This window comes from Tatumella sp. JGM91, assembly GCF_018257575.1.
In the GTDB taxonomy this organism is placed as follows: Bacteria; Pseudomonadota; Gammaproteobacteria; order Enterobacterales; family Enterobacteriaceae; genus Tatumella; species Tatumella punctata.
In genome coordinates this window covers 1-18,239 of sequence record NZ_JAERJP010000001.1, presented here as the reverse complement: position 1 = coordinate 18,239, position 18,239 = coordinate 1, and the positions used below count along the sequence as shown (strand labels likewise).

Below are 18,239 nucleotides of genomic sequence, written 5' to 3'. Positions count from 1 at the left end.
CCGTTATAACAAGCATCGCAGCCATACACAACGGTATTACTCTGAATTTATGCCGCCGTGATAACAATGCCGGCATCCGGGTTATTACCGCCGCTATTTGACGGTAATAACCGCGCTGACGCAACGAGATTATTTCGCTGTTTCAACCTCAAATCCTTCCGGTGCACGTTCCAGTGCCAGTTTAAGCACTTCTTCGATACATTTAACCGGATGGATTTTCAGATCCGCTATCACATTATCAGGGATCTCTTCCAGATCACGTTTGTTTTCATCGGGGATCAGTACGGTTTTAATACCACCACGATGAGCAGCCAGTAGCTTTTCTTTTAATCCGCCAATCGGCAGTACCTGACCACGCAACGTAATCTCACCGGTCATCGCGACATCAGCCCGCACAGGATTGCCGGTCAGCGCGGACACCAGCGCAGTACACATAGCAATACCGGCACTCGGACCATCCTTTGGTGTGGCGCCTTCCGGGACGTGCACGTGGATATCACGCTTTTCGTAGAAATCACTGTTAATCCCCAGCGTCTCTGCCCTGGCACGGACCACCGTCATTGCTGCCTGGATAGACTCCTGCATCACCTCACCCAGAGAACCGGTATAGGTCAGTTTACCTTTACCCGGGACACTGGCAGTTTCAATGGTCAGTAAATCACCACCGACTTCGGTCCATGCCAGACCGGTCACTTCGCCAATCCGGTTTTGCTCATCAGCACGGCCGTAATCAAAGCGCTGCACCCCGAGATAATCCTTCAGGTTGTCGCCATTAATCGCAATGTGTTTCTGCTGCTTATCCAGCAACAGGGCTTTCACTGCTTTACGGCACAGCTTTGACAGTTCACGTTCCAGGCTACGTACCCCGGCTTCACGGGTGTAGTAACGAATAATGCCCATCAGTGCACTGTCTTCAACCGTAATTTCTTTCGGTTTTAACGCATTACGTTCAATTTGCTTCGGCAGTAAATGACGACGGGCAATATTCAGCTTTTCATCTTCCGTATAACCGGAAAGACGGATCACTTCCATACGATCCAGTAACGGAGCCGGAATATTCATCGAGTTCGAGGTCGCCACGAACATAACGTCGGACAGGTCGTAATCGACTTCCAGGTAATGATCGTTAAATGCGATATTCTGCTCCGGGTCCAGCACTTCCAGTAGTGCAGAAGCCGGATCGCCGCGCATATCAGACGACATTTTGTCAATTTCATCCAGCAGGAACAGTGGGTTTTTCACCCCGACTTTGGCCATTTTCTGGATAAGTTTGCCCGGCATTGAACCGATATAGGTGCGACGATGTCCGCGGATTTCCGCTTCATCACGCACCCCGCCTAACGCCATACGTACGTATTTACGGCCGGTTGCTTTAGCAATTGACTGTCCAAGAGAGGTTTTACCGACCCCTGGTGGTCCGACCAGACACAGAATAGGACCTTTAATTTTATTGACCCGGCTCTGAACGGCTAAGTACTCAAGAATACGGTCTTTTACCCGGTCCAGACCATAATGGTCCGTATCCAGGGTTTCTTTGGCGCGGGTAAGATCTTTTTTAACCTTACTGCGACCGTTCCACGGCACCTGAACCATCCAGTCGATATAGCCACGGACGACTGTCGCTTCCGCCGACATAGGGGACATCATTTTCAGCTTCTGCAGCTCGGCTTCAGTTTTTTCCTTCGCCTCTTTCGGCATTTTCGCCGCTTCAATCTTCTGCTTCAGCGCTTCAAATTCGTCAGGTGCATCATCCATTTCGCCGAGTTCTTTCTGAATGGCTTTCATTTGCTCATTCAGATAGTACTCACGCTGGCTTTTTTCCATCTGTTTTTTGACACGGTTACGGATACGCTTTTCGACCTGTAACAGATCGATTTCCGATTCCATCATCGCCATCAAATATTCAAGACGTTCATTAATATCTGTCATTTCCAGAACTGACTGTTTATCAGCCAGTTTCAGGGGCATATGAGCAGCAATGGTATCAGCCAGACGGGCCGCATCATCAATATTGTTCAGCGACGTCAGGACTTCCGGCGGAATTTTTTTATTCAGTTTGATGTAACCTTCAAACTGATTCACCGCCGTGCGTACCAGCACTTCCTGCTCACGCTCTTCAATTTCTGCAGATTCCAGATAATCTGCACGGGCTGCAAAATGGTCACCGTTATCGGACAGGGTATCGATACGCGCACGCTGCAGGCCTTCCACCAGCACTTTGACGGTGCCATCGGGAAGTTTCAGCATCTGCAACACAGAGGCAACTGTACCGACGGAAAAAAGATCATTAACGCCGGGTTCATCGGTGGAAGCTTCTTTTTGTGCCACCAACAGGATCTTTTTATCGTTGTCCATTGCCGCTTCCAGACAGCGAATCGACTTTTCACGTCCGACAAACAACGGAATAACCATGTGCGGATAAACCACCACATCGCGTAACGGCAATACGGGGATTTCAATGCGTTCGGAACGCTCAGAATTCATAGAGCTCTCTCTTAGTTTAATTTCCGCCAGGTGATGGGCTCAGCTACCCTTTTACAGCGTCAGGGTGCTTCAGGCCCAAAGGTTATTGAGTATATGGGGATGATGACAAGACATTCAATGTCATAAATGCGAGAAAAAATAAAAGGGGAAAAGATTTTCCCCTTTATTAACTAACAGATGGCTATTTTGCTGATTTATTCGCCAGACGCCTGAGCTTCCTGCTTACCGTAAATCAGCATAGGTTCTGACTGCCCTTCGATAACACTGTCATCAATCACCACTTTTTCCACGCCTTCCATCGAAGGCAGGTCATACATGGTATCCAGCAGTGCGGCTTCAACAATTGAACGTAAGCCACGGGCACCGGTTTTACGGGCCATCGCTTTTTTGGCAATTGCGGTTAACGCCTCATCACGGAACTCAAGTTCAGCGCCTTCCAGGCTGAATAATGCCTGGTACTGCTTGGTCAAAGCATTTTTCGGCTCACGCAGAATCTGAATTAATGCCTCTTCACTTAATTCGTTCAGCGTCGCCACTACCGGCAGACGGCCAATAAATTCAGGGATTAAACCGAATTTAATCAGATCTTCCGGCTCTGCCTGAGACAGTAACTGACCTTCAGTCGCTTTCTGTGACTTGTCTTTTACCGTTGCACCAAAACCGATACCTGAGCCGGTTTCAACACGCTGAGCAATCACTTTGTCCAGTCCGGCAAAAGCACCACCACAGATAAACAGGATTTTAGAGGTATCTACCTGTAAAAACTCCTGCTGCGGATGCTTACGTCCGCCCTGCGGCGGAACAGCGGCCACAGTACCTTCAATCAGTTTCAGTAATGCCTGCTGAACCCCTTCACCGGACACATCACGGGTTATTGACGGGTTATCAGACTTACGCGAGATTTTGTCGATTTCATCAATATAGACGATACCGCGCTGGGCTTTTTCCACATCATAGTCGCATTTCTGCAACAATTTCTGGATGATGTTTTCCACATCCTCCCCCACATAACCCGCTTCGGTCAGGGTGGTGGCATCAGCCATAGTGAAAGGCACATCCAGTAACCGCGCCAGGGTTTCCGCCAGTAAGGTTTTACCGCTACCGGTCGGACCAATCAGCAGAATGTTACTTTTGCCCAGTTCAACACCGTTGCTGGTATCACCATTACGCAGGCGTTTGTAGTGGTTATACACCGCTACTGACAGCACTTTTTTGGCTTTTTCCTGGCCAATCACGTAATCGTCGAGATGAACGCGGATTTCACGTGGTGTAGGCAGTGCGCTACGTTCACGATGAGGCGCGACGTCTTTAATCTCTTCACGGATGATGTCATTGCATAAATCAACGCATTCATCACAGATATACACTGACGGTCCGGCAATCAGTTTACGCACTTCATGCTGGCTCTTGCCGCAAAAAGAGCAGTACAGCAACTTACCTGAACCGTCTTTGCGCTTTTCTGTCATCAGTTACCTCTTTAATTGTTTCGATAATCTGCAACACGACTTAACGTGCAGCAGACTGGCATCGTCAATACACTATTTACCCGGGTTTCAGCCTGCGGTTTAAGCAGTGTAGCAAACAGCCTTATTTACGCTGCGTCAGAATAGAATCGACCAGACCATACTCTACCGCTTCTGCTGCTGAGAGGAAACGGTCACGTTCAGTATCGCTTTCAATCTGTGCCAGCGACTGGCCTGTATGCTTCGCCATTAACTCATTCATCCGCTGTTTCACTTTCAGGATTTCGCGGGCATGAATTTCAATATCTGTTGCCTGGCCCTGGAAACCGCCCAGTGGCTGATGGATCATAACCCGTGAATTTGGCAGGCAGAAACGTTTACCTTCTGCCCCGGCCGTCAACAGGAATGACCCCATCGAACATGCCTGGCCCATACAAATGGTGCTGACATCAGGTTTGATAAACTGCATGGTGTCATAAATCGACATTCCGGCAGTGATCACGCCACCCGGCGAGTTAATATACAGATAAATATCTTTCTCAGGATTTTCGGCTTCTAAAAACAGCATCTGAGCGACAATCAGGTTGGCCATCTGGTCTTCAACCTGCCCTGTCAAAAAGATCACACGCTCTTTAAGTAAGCGGGAAAAAATGTCGTAAGAACGCTCTCCGCGTGAAGTCTGTTCAACCACCATTGGCACCAGCGCCATTTGTGATGCCATCATTTCACGTTCGCCACTGTATGACATAACCGTCTCCTGAATAAATTACATTGGTAATACTCTGTACCGATTTTACGTTAGGAAAGCTACGAATCCCCGAAGCCTGCCTCCTTCCGACAACGTCAGGACGGTTAATCAGTCAGTCTCATCTTACACTCCCCTGTATATGGGGGTAACTACCGATATTTCAAGCATAACAATCTTTTGATAATTCGCGAATATTACACCAGAGATTACCCGATAATCTGCCGGTTAATCTCTGAAATACCGACAAAAAGCACTGCGGGTTACGGAGTTTTAGCTATAAAAGTAAAAAAGCCCGTGACCAATCTGATCACGGGCTTCACCTGAGAACCGTTAAGTCAGACTTATGCAGTCTGGCCCTGGTTCATCAGGTCGTGGAAGTTAGCCGCTTTTTCGGTAACTTTTGCTTTTTCAAGCAATACGTCAACCGCCTGCTCTTCCAGTGCAACATTGCGCATGTTATTCATCAGCTCATTGTTTTTGCTGTAGAATTCGATCACTTCCTGAGGATCTTCATAAGCAGATGCCATTTCTTCGATCAGGCCTTTAACGCGGTCTTCGTCAGCTTTTAATTCACTGGTACGGATAACTTCACCCAGCAGTAAACCAACAACAACACGGCGTTTCGCTTGTTCTTCAAACAGTTCACGAGGTAATTCCAGTGCCTGTTTTTCATCACCGCCAAAACGCTGGGCTGCCTGACGACGCAGAACATCAATCTCGCTGTCGATCAGTGCCGCAGGCACCTCGATATCGTTAGCATTCACCAGACCATCAATCGCCTGAGTTTTGATGTTATTACGCACTGCGCCTTTCAGTTCGCGTTCCATGTTCTTACGAACTTCGGTACGCAGACCGGCAACAGAGCCATCAGCAACGCCAAAACGCTTGACGAACTCTTCGGTAAATTCAGGCAGTTCACGCTGTTCTACTTTTTTCAGAACAATCGCAAATTTAGCCTCTTTACCTTTCAGAGTTTCAGCGTGATATTCTTCAGGGAATTTCACGTCGATGGTGAATTCTTCACCGGCTTTATGACCAACCAGACCTTCTTCGAAGCCCGGGATCATACGGCCCTGGCCCATTGCCAGAACGAAGTCAGACGATTTACCGCCTTCAAACTCTTCCCCGTCAACTGAACCAGAGAAATCGATAGTGACGCGATCTTCAGCAGTCGCGGCAGCATCCGTTTCTTTCCAGTCAGCCTGCTGCTTGCGCAGGGTATCCAGCATGGTATCAACGTCTTCGTCTTTCACTTCTACCAGTGGTTTCTCAACCTCGATAGTGTCCAGACCTTTCAGTTCAACTTCCGGATACACTTCAAACTCTACAGAGTAAGTGAAGTCTTCACCCGGCTTGTATTCACCCGGTACATATTTAGGTGCGCCCGCCGGATTGATTTTTTCTTTGATGATCGCATCAACAAAGTTGCGTGACATCAGCTCGCCCAGTACATCCTGACGCACGGATGCACCGTAACGCTGTTCAATGATGTTCTTAGGCACTTTGCCTTTACGGAAACCATCGATACGGACTTTCTTAGATACTTCTACCAGTTCTTTCTTTACCGCAGTCTCAATGCTGTCAGCAGCGACTGTGATGGTAATGCGACGGCCAAGGCCCTGTGTGGTTTCAACTGAAACTTGCATCTTGTTACCTCAAAAAATCACGTGCTCGGTCAACTTCAGACATCACGCATTATAAAATACGCACTATCTAACAACCGGGACGGCTTCCGTGAAGAAAACTCCGATCCCTGTTACCAGAAGCGTCCCGAAGACATTCCGGAAAAATAGACGCAGCATTATAGCGACATCGGTTGAATGAGTCGAGAAGCCACACGCAGACGACACCTGTGATATTGCGGGTTTTTGCCTGTCAGTGGCTTTTTTTTCAAAAAAACGGCCTTTCGGCCGTATAAATACCTGCCGGATAGCCCGCCGTCAGGCCTGTAATCCGGCCCCGCGACAATCAGGGGAGGCCGGTACAGTATCCTGTAGCCCCTGCCATTCACTGGCAGTATAAGTATGTAATGCCAGTGCATGTACCGGACCGGCAAGTTCGTCAGCCAGAATCCCGTAGATAGCACGATGGCGGGCCAGAAAACGCAACCCTTCAAAGCGGTCGGACACTATCACGACTTTAAAGTGACTTTCGGCACCGGCCGGTACATTATGACGATAGCTTTCATCCTGCACTTCGAGATGCAGAGGCTGAAATTCATTACGTAACTTGTCTTCAATCTGTTCACGGATCATTTCTGACACTCCTGGCTGGCAAGCGCACTGCCCTTATGATCAATAGTAGTGTGTTTTCATTATCACTGCGCCAGAGCGCAAAAAAAACGTGCTATTTTATAACCAATTGCGCATGATAGCTTCGCGCGATCAGCGGACTATGGATGAGTCAGCAGCTGAAATCCAGAGACTTTTATAAGTCAGCCAGCGAATACCTGCTGGTGTCGCCAAAAAATTCCCTGACAGCAGCCCCTCCGGCTGACTGTTGTTATCATGTGATGAGAAAATTTGTATGTTAAGAAGAGCAGTCTTTCCTTTACTGGCGGTATTGGCCCTTGCCGGATGTGCCACCAGCAGCAACACCCTGGATGTTACCCCGACAATGACTCTGCCGCAGCAGGATCCGGCCCTGATGGGTGTGACTATCAGTATTAATGGTGCCGATCAACGTACCAGCCAGGCACTGGCTCAGGTGACCCGCGATAACCAGCTGGTCACCCTGACACCGTCACGTGATCTGCGCTTCCTGTTACAGGAAGTGCTTGAAAAGCAGATGACTGCCCGCGGTTATATGATCGGCCCTGACGGTGCTGTTGACTTGCAGATCGTGGTTAACAAACTGTACGCTAACGTCTCTCAGGGGAATCTGCGTTACAGTATTACCACCAGTGCGGACATTTCTATTACCGCCACCGCGAAAAATGGCAATAAACAGATAAAAACCTACCGCCAGACCTACAGTATTGAAGGTCCGTTCAGCGCAACTAACGACAAAATTACTCAGGCGGTTAACCAGACCCTGAGTGATGTGATTACTGATATGTCCCGCGACACCAGCATTAACCAGTTCATTAAACAAAACTCGCACTGAATGTTATGATGGCTGCATGAATTTTCTTCGTGCAGCCAGGATGCCATGCGTTCAGACTATTTAAAAATCTTCACTCAGCGCAACTTTGCCGTTCTGCTGTTACTCGGGTTTTCATCGGGCCTGCCTCTGGCCCTGACATCGGGTACACTTCAGGCCTGGATGACGGTTGAAAATATCGATTTAAAAACCATCGGTATTTTCTCTCTGGTTGGCCAGGCCTATGTATTTAAATTCCTCTGGTCCCCCTTTATGGATCGCTACTCCCCGCCGCTGCTCGGACGCCGCAGGGGATGGCTGTTACTTACCCAGTGTGCCCTGATTGTGGCTATCGCCTGCCTTGGCTTTCTTCAGCCGTCAGGACACCTGACGCTGCTGGCATTACTGGCAGTGATCGTCGCCTTTTGTTCGGCCTCGCAGGATATTGTGTTCGATGCCTGGAAAACCGATGTCCTGCCGGCCGAACAGCGCGGCAGCGGTGCAGCCATCACCGTGCTGGGTTACCGGCTGGCGATGCTGGTTTCCGGCGGGCTGGCTCTCTGGCTGGCAGATCGTTATCTGGGCTGGCATGCCACTTACTGGCTGATGGCTGCACTTATGCTGCCCGGCATTGCAGGCACATTACTTGCCAGGGAACCGGCCGGCCCGGCTGTCAGGCCACTGACCCTGCGCCAGGCCGTAGTCGCGCCGTTGCTGGATTTCTTTAGCCGTAATAATGCCTGGCTGATGATTACACTGATTATCCTGTATAAACTGGGTGATGCCTTTGCCGGAGCCCTGACCACCACCTTTCTGATCCGCGGTCTGGGATTTAATGCCGGCGACGTCGGGCTGGTGAATAAGACTCTCGGCTTACTGGCTACCATTGTCGGTGCCCTGTATGGCGGAGTGGTGATGCAAAAACTCAGCCTGTTTCGCGCACTAATGTGGTTCGGTATATTACAGACCCTGTCAAACCTGGCTTACTGGTTACTGACAATCACTGATGTGCATTTATGGAGTATGGCCAGCGCAGTATTTATCGAGAACCTGTGTGGTGGTATGGGGACGGCTGCTTTTGTGGCCCTGTTAATGGCCTTATGCAATAGCTCTTTTTCTGCCACCCAGTTTGCGCTGCTGTCTGCCCTGTCTGCTGTCGGCCGCGTTTATGTCGGCCCTGCTGCCGGCTGGCTGGTCGAACTCTGGGGCTGGCCCGGATTCTATGCCTTTACTGTCGCCGCAGGACTGCCGGGGTTACTGCTGCTACTGATAAGTCGCAATAATCTGATGCCGACAGTCGCCGGGCAGTTCGCCCCGCGACGCTGTTTTCCTCTCGCCTATCGCTGGGCATTCCGCCTCTTTGTTTCCGGTTGCCTGGTACTTTTGGTCTGGTTGTCTACACTTATATCTGGTGCTTCAGGCTGGCTTCCGGGTAACGTCCGCGATGTTCCCTTGTTTGAAGCTGGCATGGTGGTGATTAGCCTGGCAGTCATTCTCGGAGTCGTACTGGACTGCCTGAGTCTGAAAAAAGACATTTAATGATCAGCGATAATTAACGGTTTAGTTTTTTCTTTGTTCACACAAAACAGGATTGCTTATTAATTGTACATACCGGTGCTTTTATACGGTGCGATAAAAGCACCTATTGTTAAAATAAATAGGTAAAGTGTTAAATAATTGATAATTAATATCGATACTTATAGCAATAAAGAACATTAACTACGGGGTTATTGTCGTCTGGTTATATTAAGCCAATCCTTTGATGTCCTTGATCATTTCAATGCCCCCACCACACTTGTTAAATTCCTTGCAATATGTAGCCACAACTTACTGACATAAATTCAATATGGTTTACAGTTTATAAACCTTGCCGTAAAATGCCGCCACACTTAAACGACAATAAGCCCTTTGTCATTGAGGTCGTTAAATGAGACTCAGGAAATACAATAAAAGTTTGGGGATTTTGTCACTTATCACCGGTGCTATTTTGCTTAGTGGCTGTGATAGTGCATTGTTAAATCCTAAAGGTCAGATTGCACTGGAGCAACGCTCACTGATTTTGACAGCCTTTGGCTTAATGTTAGTGGTCGTCATCCCGGCAGTCTTAATGGCTATCGTATTTGCCTGGAAGTATCGGGCATCCAATACGAATGCTAAATATTCACCTAACTGGTCGCACTCTAATAAGATTGAAGCTGTCGTTTGGACAATTCCAATCCTCATCATCATCTTCCTTGGTGTGTTGACATGGAAATCAACCCACGCTCTCGAGCCAAGTAAACCCATTGCTTCCGATGTAAAACCTGTTGAAATTGACGTTATTGCCCTCGACTGGAAATGGTTGTTTATCTACCCTGAGCAAGGAATTGCAACGGTTAACCAGATTGCCTTCCCGGCAAATACACCGGTCAGTTTCAAAATCACCTCAAACTCGGTCATGAACTCCTTCTTTATTCCTACCCTTGGCAGCCAGATCTACGCTATGGCAGGTATGCAGACCCGACTGCACCTGATTGCGAATGAACCAGGTATTTTTGACGGTATTTCTTCTAACTTCAGTGGTCGCGGTTTCTCTGGCATGAAATTTAAAGCCATTGCGACCAAAGACGATGCGGAATTCCGGCAGTGGGTCGACAAAGTGAAAGCAGCACCTGCCACTCTGACCACTATGGATGACTTCAATAAACTGGCTGCACCAAGTGAAAACAACCCGGTGGAGTACTTCTCAACAGCTAATCCTGATCTGTTCAGGCAGGTCGTTGATAAGTTTATGACACATGACGGGAAAATGGACATGTCCTCCCATCAGGGCATGAACATGGATCACGCAGCTTCCGCCGGAGCAGGGGAATAACAGCATGTTAGGAAAATTAAGCTTAGCAGCGATACCACTGGACGTACCTATCGTCATGGTCACCTGCGCTGCGATTATCATTGGCGGTGTTGCTCTTCTGGCCGCCATCACTTACTTCGGTAAGTGGAAGTATCTGTGGTCTGAGTGGATTACCTCTGTGGACCATAAGAAACTCGGTATCATGTATATCATTCTGGCTTTCGTCATGCTGTTGCGTGGTTTTGCCGATGCTATCATGATGCGTAGCCAGCAGGTGCTGGCCTCTGCCGGGGAAGCAGGCTTTCTGCCGCCTCATCACTACGACCAAATCTTTACCGCCCACGGCGTGATTATGATTTTCTTCGTCGCGATGCCGTTCGTGGTCGGTCTGATGAACATCGCCGTTCCGTTACAGATTGGTGCACGTGACGTTGCCTTCCCGTTCCTCAATAACCTCAGCTTCTGGTTTACCGCTATCGGTGTGGTGCTGGTTAACCTGTCACTGGGTGTGGGTGAATTTGCTCAGACCGGCTGGCTGGCTTATCCGCCATTGTCAGGTGCAGAGTACAGTCCGGGGGTCGGGGTTGATTACTGGATATGGAGCCTGCAGCTGTCAGGGATTGGTACTACCCTGACCGGGATTAACTTCTTCGTCACTATTCTGAAGATGCGTGCCCCGGGTATGACAATGTTCAAAATGCCTATTTTCACCTGGGCTTCGTTATGTACTAACGTACTGATCATTGCAGCGTTCCCGGTATTAACCGTCACTCTGGCACTGCTGACCCTTGACCGCTATCTGGGCTTCCATTTCTTTACCAACGAAATGGGTGGCAACATGATGATGTACGTCAACCTGATCTGGGTCTGGGGCCATCCGGAAGTGTATATTCTGGTGCTGCCGGTGTTTGGTGTGTTCTCGGAAGTTACTGCGACCTTCGCCAAAAAACGCATGTTTGGTTACACCTCTATGGTGTGGGCAACCGTTGCGATTACCGTTCTGTCGTTTATCGTCTGGCTGCACCACTTCTTTACAATGGGTGCCGGGGCCAACGTTAACGCCTTCTTCGGTATTATGACGATGATTATCGCCATTCCTACCGGGGTTAAAATCTTTAACTGGTTGTTCACTATGTATCAGGGCCGCATTCAGATGACGGCACCGATGCTGTGGACCGTTGGCTTTATCGTCACCTTCTCGGTCGGTGGTATGACCGGGGTACTGTTAGCAGTTCCCGGTGCCGACTTCGTCCTGCATAACAGCCTGTTCCTGATTGCGCACTTCCATAACGTTATTATCGGTGGTGTGGTCTTCGGTTGTATGGCAGGTGTCAGTTACTGGTTCCCGAAAGCCTTTGGCTTCACTCTGAATGAAACCTGGGGTAAACGTGCCTTCTGGTTCTGGATTATCGGTTTCTTCGTTGCCTTTATGCCGCTGTATGCTCTGGGCTTTATGGGGATGACCCGCCGTCTGAGCCAGAATATTGATCCTCAGTTCCACCCGCTGCTGGTTGTTGCGGCCTGTGGTGCCGGTCTGATTGCTATCGGGATCCTTTGTCAGGTCATTATGTTCTGGGTATCGGTCCGTGACCGTGAACAAAACCGGGATCTGACCGGTGATGTATGGGGTGGCCGTACCCTGGACTGGGCATGCTCTTCTCCTCCGCCATTCTATAACTTTGCCGTGATTCCGGAGGTGCATGAACGTGATGCTTTCTGGGAAATGAAAGAACGCGGTGAAGCTTATAAAAAACCGGCCCATTATGAAGAAATTCATATGCCGAAAAACAGTGGTATTCCGGTCGTGATCGCCCTGTTTGCAACCATCTTCGGTTTTGCAATGATCTGGTGGATCTGGTGGCTGGCTGGCCTGTCTTTCCTGGCGATGATTGCATTGTGGATCGGCAAAAGTTTCGACGAAGACGTGGATTACTATGTCTCTGTTGAAGAAATTGAGCGGATCGAAAACCGGCACTTTGAAGAACTTAGCAAAGCGGGTGTGAAATAATGTCTTCTGAAACTCTCACTAAACACCACGACGCCCATGGGGACCATGGGCATCACGATGCAGGAGCCAATAAAGTTTTTGGTTTCTGGATCTACCTGATGAGTGACTGCATTATCTTTGCAACCTTGTTTGCGACGTATGCGGTCATGGTCCACAGCACGGCTGGCGGCCCTTCAGGTAAAGACTTTTTTGAACTGCCTTATGTACTGGGTGAAACAGCCTTACTGCTGTTGAGCTCTATTACTTATGGTTTTTCCGTGATTGGCATGAACCGCAACAGTAAAGGCGCCGTACTGGGCTGGCTGTTGCTGACGTTCCTGTTTGGTCTCGGATTTATCGGTATGGAAATTAACGAGTTCCATAACCTGATTGCAGAAGGCTGGGGCCCGCAGCGCAGTGGCTTCCTGTCAGCATTCTTTACCTTAGTCGGTACTCATGGTCTGCACGTGACCTGTGGTCTGATTTGGATGCTGGTCCTGATGTTCCAGGTAGGAACCCGTGGTCTGACGGCGACAAACCGTACCCGTATCATGTGCCTGAGCCTGTTCTGGCACTTCCTGGATGTGGTATGGATTTGTGTATTTACCATTGTCTATCTGATGGGGGCCATGTAATGAACCATTCAGTAACCGAACATGGCGCATCTCACGGGAGTGTGAAGTCATATGTTATCGGCTTCATTCTTTCTGTCATCCTGACGGCTATCCCCTTCTGGATGGTGATGGATGGCGGTGCTGCGAAGAACACTATTCTGGCAGTGGTCGTTATCTGTGCCGTGGTACAGATAGTGGTTCACCTGGTGTACTTCCTGCATCTGGACCGTAAGTCAGAAGGCGGATGGAACCTGGTAGCACTGGTCTTCTCAGCAGTCATCATTTTGATTGTTGTTGTTGGCTCACTGTGGATCATGTGGAACCTTAACTACAACATGATGCCCCACTAACAGAGTTAACCGTAATGATTAAGCAATACCTGCAAGTTACAAAACCAGGAATTATTTTCGGAAATTTAATTTCTGTGATAGGGGGTTTTCTGCTGGCCTCGAAAGGCAGCATTAATTACACCCTGTTTCTCATATCACTGGCCGGTGTATCACTGGTGGTTGCATCAGGTTGCGTGTTTAACAACGTGATTGACCGCGACATAGACCGAAAAATGGAGAGAACCAGGAACCGGGTGCTGGTAAAAGGGCTCATTTCCGCGAAAACCAGTCTGGTTTATGCAACCTTATTAGGTATTGCTGGCTTTGCGTTGCTGTACTTTGGCGCCAACCCACTGGCTATGTGGTTGTCAGTGGCTGGTTTCATTGTATACGTCGGCATCTACAGCCTGTATATGAAGCGTCACTCGGTGTACGGTACATTAATCGGCAGCCTGTCGGGGGCTGCGCCTCCGGTGATCGGTTATTGTGCCGTAAGTAATGAGTTTGATGCCGGTGCCCTTATTTTGCTCGCTATCTTTAGTTTATGGCAGATGCCCCACTCCTATGCGATTGCCATCTACCGTTTTAAAGATTATCAGGCGGCAAATATTCCGGTACTGCCGGTCGTGAAAGGTATCTCGGTGGCGAAAAATCATATCACCTTATATATTCTGGCGTTTATGATTGCGACCCTGATGCTGTCTCTCGGGGGGTATGCAGGCTATAAATATCTGGTAGTTGCCGCAGCAGTCAGCGTCTGGTGGCTGGGAATGGCCCTGACCGGCTATAAAAGCAGTAATGACGATCGTGTCTGGGCACGTAAGCTGTTTGTATTTTCGATTGTCGCTATCACAGCCCTTAGCGTTATGATGTCTGTCGATTTTATGACCCCGGCATCGAAAGATTTACTGACTTACGTGTGGTAACCCCCCTCGGACCCGAGGCAAAAAAGGCGCGAATCTCGCGCCTTTTTTCTTTTTTGTTACCTCTGGTTAAGAACTATTATTTTACCCGTCAGGCTTCGCCCCTTACTATAGCGTCAGGAAATGAAAAGAGGTTTTAATGAACGATAATAAAATGACGCCCCTCGAATTAAGAGCGACATGGGGCCTTGGCACGGTGTTTTCCCTTAGAATGCTTGGAATGTTTATGGTTCTGCCAGTGCTGACCACTTACGGGATGGCCCTGCAGGGAGCATCAGAAACACTTATAGGTCTGGCGATTGGTATCTATGGCTTAGCTCAGGCAGTCTTCCAGATCCCTTTCGGTTTGCTGTCAGACCGTATTGGCCGTAAGCCATTAATTGTCGGTGGTTTATTATTGTTTGTCCTCGGCAGTATAATTGCGGCCCTCAGCAGTTCAATCTGGGGCATCATCCTCGGCCGTGCCTTACAAGGTTCCGGAGCAATCGCCGCCGCGGTTATGGCCCTGTTATCAGATTTAACCCGCGAACAAAATCGTACCAAAGCGATGGCTTTTATCGGTATCAGCTTCGGCATCACCTTTGCTATTGCGATGGTCGTCGGCCCGGTAGTCACCCATTTACTGGGATTACATGCGCTGTTCTGGATGATAGCTATCCTTGCGGCAGCGGGTATCGTTATTACTTTACTGATAGTCCCTTCTGCCACCGGCCATATGCTTAACCGCGAGTCGGGGATGGTTAAAGGCAGTTTCAGAAAAGTCCTTGGCAGTTCGCGCCTGCTGAAACTGAACTTCGGTATCCTGTGCCTGCATATTCTGCTGATGTCGAGTTTTGTAGCACTGCCGGGACAATTCGAAAATGCCGGTCTGCCTCCGTCAGAGCACTGGAAAGTCTACCTGGCCACCATGCTGATTTCCTTTGTCGCCGTATTGCCTTTTATTATCATTGCCGAAGCAAAACGTAAGATGAAGGCGGTCTTTGTCAGCTGTGTTGCGCTACTGGTGATCGCCGAAATTATTCTGTGGGGCGCAGGCACCCACTTCTGGACCCTGGTTGTCGGAGTACAGGTATTTTTCTTTGCCTTTAACCTGATGGAAGCCATTCTCCCCTCATTGATCAGTAAGGAATCACCGGCCGGCTATAAAGGCACGGCAATGGGCGTCTACTCCACCAGCCAGTTTATCGGGGTTGCGATTGGCGGTAGCCTCGGTGGCTGGATTTTTGGCCATATTGATGCTCAAACCGTATTCCTGGCAGGCACGTTGCTGGCCGTTGTCTGGCTGCTGGTCAGCCTGACCATGCAAGAGCCCCCCTACGTCAGTAGCCTGCGTCTGGTGTCCGGTAATTTACAACATGCCGCAGGACTGGAAAAAAAACTGGCGGCGGTGCCGGGAGTCTCTTCGGTGATGATGGTACCGGCAGAAAACAGCATTTATGTGAAAATTGACAGCAAAGTAACCAGCCGCGAGGCGCTGGAAACCCTGGTTGCAGACTATCAGCCGCAGCCCGCTTAATGCCCTGCCCTGTCAGCCGACAGGCAAAAAAAAGCGCGACGCCGGAAGGGTCGCGCTTTTTTTATGACTGCTATCGATTAATCGCGAAAGTTTTTAAACTGAAACGGCTGCCCCAGATTGCCGTTACGTACCAGATTCATTGCCCCTTGCAGATCATCACGTGATTTTCCCGTCACGCGCAGTGATTCGCCCTGGATCTGGGTCTGAACTTTCAGTTTACTGTCTTTGATCAGCTTGACGATTTTTTTCGCCACATCCGACTCAATACCTTTTTTCAGTTTGGCCTCTGTTGTCCAGCTTTTTCCGCTATGTTCTATCTCGTCCAGTACTTCCAGTGCAGCGCCTTCAATGCCGCGCTTCAGCAGTTTTTCACGCAGAATATCGACCAGCTGTTTTACCTGGAAATCAGACTCAGAACTGACCTTAATGGTTTCGTTCTTTTCATTTAATTCAATGCTGGCAATAACGTTACGAAAATCAAAACGGGTGGATAGTTCACGGCTGGCGTTTTCCACCGCATTACGCACTTCCTGAAGTTCTACTTCAGAAACAATATCGAAAGATGGCATCTTTACTTCTCCTGACTCTGGTTTGCCATGCATAATACGCAGATTGACGCGGTAAAAAAATGCCCCGCTTCAGAAAAGGGCATTCGCTGGCTAAAAAACGGTTTACCGCTGCTGACACCCTGGAGTAACCATGAATATAACCGTACTGGGCTGCGGTGCCTTAGGACAAATCTGGCTTTCCGCCCTGAGCCGTCAGGGGCATCAGGTACAAGGCTGGTTACGTGTGGCCCATCCCCATACCACCGTCCATATCACCAGCCCTGAAGGTGAAGTATACCGCCATATTTTTCCGGCCAATAACCCGGCCTTGTTAGCCGAAACAGAACTGCTGCTGGTCACCCTGAAAGCCGCACAGATTTCAAATGCGATTCAGCAGCTGCTGCCGCGGCTGCCGGCCCAGTGCACTATCGTGCTGATGCATAATGGTATGGGGGTTATTGACGAATTACCGGCACTCAGTCAGCCCGTATTACGGGCTATCACCACTCACTCGTCGTACCGGAGCCGCGGACAGGTTATTCATGTCTCCCACGGTATTACCCATATCGGCCCCGTGGCACGTAATGAAAGCCAGCTCAGCCCGTTAGCTGACCTGATGCATACTGCATTACCGGATGTCGCCTGGCACAATGATATTCTGCCTGCATGCTGGCAGAAACTGGCGATAAATTGCGTTATTAACCCGCTAACCATTAAATATAATTGCAGGAACGGCGGGCTGTTACAGCATCAGGACGAGATCCGCCAGCTCTGTGAAGAACTGGCGGCAGTGATGGCCAGAGCAAATCTGCACGCCGATGCACAGCAATTACAAAGTAACGTGATTCATGTAGCAGAACACAGCGCCGGAAATTACTCGTCGATGCTGCAGGATATCCAGGCAGGCCGCAGCACCGAAATTAACTATATCACCGGTTATCTGTTGCGTAAGGCCACGGAATTCGGCATTGCTCTCCCGGCGCACCGGACCTTATATCAACTTGTAAAATCTAAGGAGTCTGCCCATGGGCACACCCAAATCAGTGCTGGTATGCCTGGCACATGGTAGTGAAGAAACAGAAGCCGTAACGGTTATCGATCTGCTGGTCAGGGCCGGGATTCAGGTCACCACAGCCAGTGTGGAAAGTGACGGCGAAACACTGATGATCTGTTCGCGGGGAGTCCGTCTGCAATGCGATACCACACTGGTGTCGGTCGCAGACCAGCCTTTCGACGCACTGGTTCTGCCGGGCGGCGATCGGGGTGCTGAAACTTTCAGTGACAGCCTGCTATTAATTGAAACCGTACGTCAGTTTCATGTGACCGGCAGAATCGTTGCCGCCATCTGTGCCGCCCCGGGCAAAGTGCTGGCAGCCCACAACCTTTTCCCCGTCGGAAACATGACCGGTTTCCCCGGACTACAGTCATTAATCCCTTCGCAACAATGGATGGAGCGCCGGGTTGTCTGGGATCCACGGGTTAACCTGCTGACCAGCCAGGGGCCGGGCACCTCGATAGATTTTGCGCTGAAATTAATTGATTTGCTGGCGGGACATGACACCGCCAGGGCAGTTGCTGAGCCACTGGTATTGGCCCCCGGTATCTATAATTATCAGGAAACCGGCAGCTAATAAAAAGGTTCATCGCACCTTAGCGTGAATTAATAGAAAACGGCGGTAAAAGTGGTTAGTTTTGTATTCGCCAAAACACTAA

Annotated in this window: 16 protein-coding genes; 10 read left to right on the top strand and 6 right to left on the bottom strand. The window is 49.4% G+C overall.

Going from position 1 to position 18,239, the window contains the following annotated elements:
• Window positions 1–129: 129 nt before the first annotated feature.
• The 5 genes from lon to bolA form a co-directional block, all read right to left on the bottom strand.
• Window positions 130–2,484 (bottom strand): endopeptidase La, encoded by a 2,355-nt coding sequence (gene lon / locus JK198_RS00080; RefSeq protein WP_212709855.1) that lies wholly within the window; start codon window positions 2,482–2,484, stop codon window positions 130–132.
• A 194-nt stretch (window positions 2,485–2,678) separates the two neighbouring features.
• Window positions 2,679–3,950 carry an ATP-dependent protease ATP-binding subunit ClpX gene (clpX, locus tag JK198_RS00075; protein ID WP_212707941.1) on the bottom strand — a complete coding sequence of 424 codons (1,272 nt, stop codon included), beginning with the start codon at window positions 3,948–3,950 and terminating at the stop codon, window positions 2,679–2,681.
• Window positions 3,951–4,071: 121 nt separating this feature from the next.
• Window positions 4,072–4,695, bottom strand: a complete 624-nt coding sequence (gene clpP / locus JK198_RS00070; protein WP_212707940.1) for an ATP-dependent Clp endopeptidase proteolytic subunit ClpP — start codon at window positions 4,693–4,695, stop codon at window positions 4,072–4,074.
• Between the two features lie 341 nt (window positions 4,696–5,036).
• Complete coding sequence (gene tig / locus JK198_RS00065; RefSeq protein WP_212707939.1) at window positions 5,037–6,341, bottom strand: trigger factor; 1,305 nt, start codon at window positions 6,339–6,341, stop codon at window positions 5,037–5,039.
• Window positions 6,342–6,635: 294 nt separating this feature from the next.
• Window positions 6,636–6,950: a transcriptional regulator BolA gene (bolA, locus tag JK198_RS00060; protein WP_212707938.1), complete on the bottom strand. Its 315-nt coding sequence runs from the start codon at window positions 6,948–6,950 to the stop codon at window positions 6,636–6,638.
• A gap of 271 nt (window positions 6,951–7,221) precedes the next feature.
• Here bolA and JK198_RS00055 point away from each other — a divergent pair, with 271 nt between their 5' ends.
• The 8 genes from JK198_RS00055 to JK198_RS00020 all read left to right on the top strand — a co-directional run bounded on the left by JK198_RS00055 (window position 7,222) and on the right by JK198_RS00020 (window position 15,978).
• Window positions 7,222–7,800, top strand: a complete 579-nt coding sequence (locus JK198_RS00055; protein WP_212707937.1) for a lipoprotein — start codon at window positions 7,222–7,224, stop codon at window positions 7,798–7,800.
• A 45-nt stretch (window positions 7,801–7,845) separates the two neighbouring features.
• The gene (gene ampG / locus JK198_RS00050; protein ID WP_212707936.1) at window positions 7,846–9,315 is read left to right on the top strand and encodes a muropeptide MFS transporter AmpG; all 1,470 of its coding nucleotides are present in this window, start codon (window positions 7,846–7,848) and stop codon (window positions 9,313–9,315) included.
• A gap of 388 nt (window positions 9,316–9,703) precedes the next feature.
• Window positions 9,704–10,630 carry a cytochrome o ubiquinol oxidase subunit II gene (gene cyoA, locus JK198_RS00045; RefSeq protein ID WP_212707935.1) on the top strand — a complete coding sequence of 309 codons (927 nt, stop codon included), beginning with the start codon at window positions 9,704–9,706 and terminating at the stop codon, window positions 10,628–10,630.
• A gap of 4 nt (window positions 10,631–10,634) precedes the next feature.
• Entirely contained in the window at window positions 10,635–12,617 is a 1,983-nt protein-coding gene (gene cyoB, locus JK198_RS00040) for a cytochrome o ubiquinol oxidase subunit I (protein WP_212707934.1), read from the top strand.
• A complete protein-coding gene (locus JK198_RS00035; protein ID WP_212707933.1) occupies window positions 12,617–13,231 on the top strand; it encodes a cytochrome o ubiquinol oxidase subunit III in 615 nt (204 codons plus the stop codon). The genes cyoB and JK198_RS00035 overlap by 1 nt, the downstream gene beginning before the upstream one ends.
• The gene (locus JK198_RS00030) at window positions 13,231–13,560 is read left to right on the top strand and encodes a cytochrome o ubiquinol oxidase subunit IV (protein WP_212707932.1); all 330 of its coding nucleotides are present in this window, start codon (window positions 13,231–13,233) and stop codon (window positions 13,558–13,560) included. The genes JK198_RS00035 and JK198_RS00030 overlap by 1 nt, the downstream gene beginning before the upstream one ends.
• A gap of 14 nt (window positions 13,561–13,574) precedes the next feature.
• The gene (cyoE, locus tag JK198_RS00025; RefSeq protein ID WP_212707931.1) at window positions 13,575–14,465 is read left to right on the top strand and encodes a heme o synthase; all 891 of its coding nucleotides are present in this window, start codon (window positions 13,575–13,577) and stop codon (window positions 14,463–14,465) included.
• 136 nt (window positions 14,466–14,601) lie between these two features.
• Window positions 14,602–15,978 carry an MFS transporter gene (locus tag JK198_RS00020; RefSeq protein WP_212707930.1) on the top strand — a complete coding sequence of 459 codons (1,377 nt, stop codon included), beginning with the start codon at window positions 14,602–14,604 and terminating at the stop codon, window positions 15,976–15,978.
• Between the two features lie 77 nt (window positions 15,979–16,055).
• Here the strand turns inward: JK198_RS00020 and JK198_RS00015 are convergent, their stop codons facing one another.
• A complete protein-coding gene (locus JK198_RS00015) occupies window positions 16,056–16,547 on the bottom strand; it encodes a YajQ family cyclic di-GMP-binding protein (protein ID WP_212709854.1) in 492 nt (163 codons plus the stop codon).
• Between the two features lie 130 nt (window positions 16,548–16,677).
• Here JK198_RS00015 and panE point away from each other — a divergent pair, with 130 nt between their 5' ends.
• Window positions 16,678–17,595, top strand: coding sequence for a 2-dehydropantoate 2-reductase (gene panE, locus JK198_RS00010; protein ID WP_212709853.1), 918 nt, complete (start codon window positions 16,678–16,680; stop codon window positions 17,593–17,595).
• Window positions 17,552–18,157 (top strand): protein deglycase YajL, encoded by a 606-nt coding sequence (yajL, locus tag JK198_RS00005; protein ID WP_212707927.1) that lies wholly within the window; start codon window positions 17,552–17,554, stop codon window positions 18,155–18,157. Before panE ends, yajL begins: the two co-directional genes overlap by 44 nt.
• Window positions 18,158–18,239: the final 82 nt, after the last annotated feature.

Excerpts from the sequence above, each read along its gene's own strand:
- tig (WP_212707939.1), bottom strand. The coding sequence starts at position 6,341 with ATGCAAGTTTCAGTTGAAACCACACAGGGCCTTGGCCGTCGCATTACC.
- yajL (WP_212707927.1), top strand. The coding sequence starts at position 17,552 with ATGGGCACACCCAAATCAGTGCTGGTATGCCTGGCACATGGTAGTGAA.
- JK198_RS00015 (WP_212709854.1), bottom strand. The coding sequence starts at position 16,547 with ATGCCATCTTTCGATATTGTTTCTGAAGTAGAACTTCAGGAAGTGCGT.
- JK198_RS00035 (WP_212707933.1), top strand. The coding sequence starts at position 12,617 with ATGTCTTCTGAAACTCTCACTAAACACCACGACGCCCATGGGGACCAT.
- clpP (WP_212707940.1), bottom strand. The coding sequence starts at position 4,695 with ATGTCATACAGTGGCGAACGTGAAATGATGGCATCACAAATGGCGCTG.
- lon (WP_212709855.1), bottom strand. The coding sequence starts at position 2,484 with ATGAATTCTGAGCGTTCCGAACGCATTGAAATCCCCGTATTGCCGTTA.
- bolA (WP_212707938.1), bottom strand. The coding sequence starts at position 6,950 with ATGATCCGTGAACAGATTGAAGACAAGTTACGTAATGAATTTCAGCCT.
- JK198_RS00030 (WP_212707932.1), top strand. The coding sequence starts at position 13,231 with ATGAACCATTCAGTAACCGAACATGGCGCATCTCACGGGAGTGTGAAG.
- JK198_RS00020 (WP_212707930.1), top strand. The coding sequence starts at position 14,602 with ATGAACGATAATAAAATGACGCCCCTCGAATTAAGAGCGACATGGGGC.
- ampG (WP_212707936.1), top strand. The coding sequence starts at position 7,846 with ATGCGTTCAGACTATTTAAAAATCTTCACTCAGCGCAACTTTGCCGTT.
- clpX (WP_212707941.1), bottom strand. The coding sequence starts at position 3,950 with ATGACAGAAAAGCGCAAAGACGGTTCAGGTAAGTTGCTGTACTGCTCT.
- cyoB (WP_212707934.1), top strand. The coding sequence starts at position 10,635 with ATGTTAGGAAAATTAAGCTTAGCAGCGATACCACTGGACGTACCTATC.
- panE (WP_212709853.1), top strand. The coding sequence starts at position 16,678 with ATGAATATAACCGTACTGGGCTGCGGTGCCTTAGGACAAATCTGGCTT.
- JK198_RS00055 (WP_212707937.1), top strand. The coding sequence starts at position 7,222 with ATGTTAAGAAGAGCAGTCTTTCCTTTACTGGCGGTATTGGCCCTTGCC.
- cyoE (WP_212707931.1), top strand. The coding sequence starts at position 13,575 with ATGATTAAGCAATACCTGCAAGTTACAAAACCAGGAATTATTTTCGGA.
- cyoA (WP_212707935.1), top strand. The coding sequence starts at position 9,704 with ATGAGACTCAGGAAATACAATAAAAGTTTGGGGATTTTGTCACTTATC.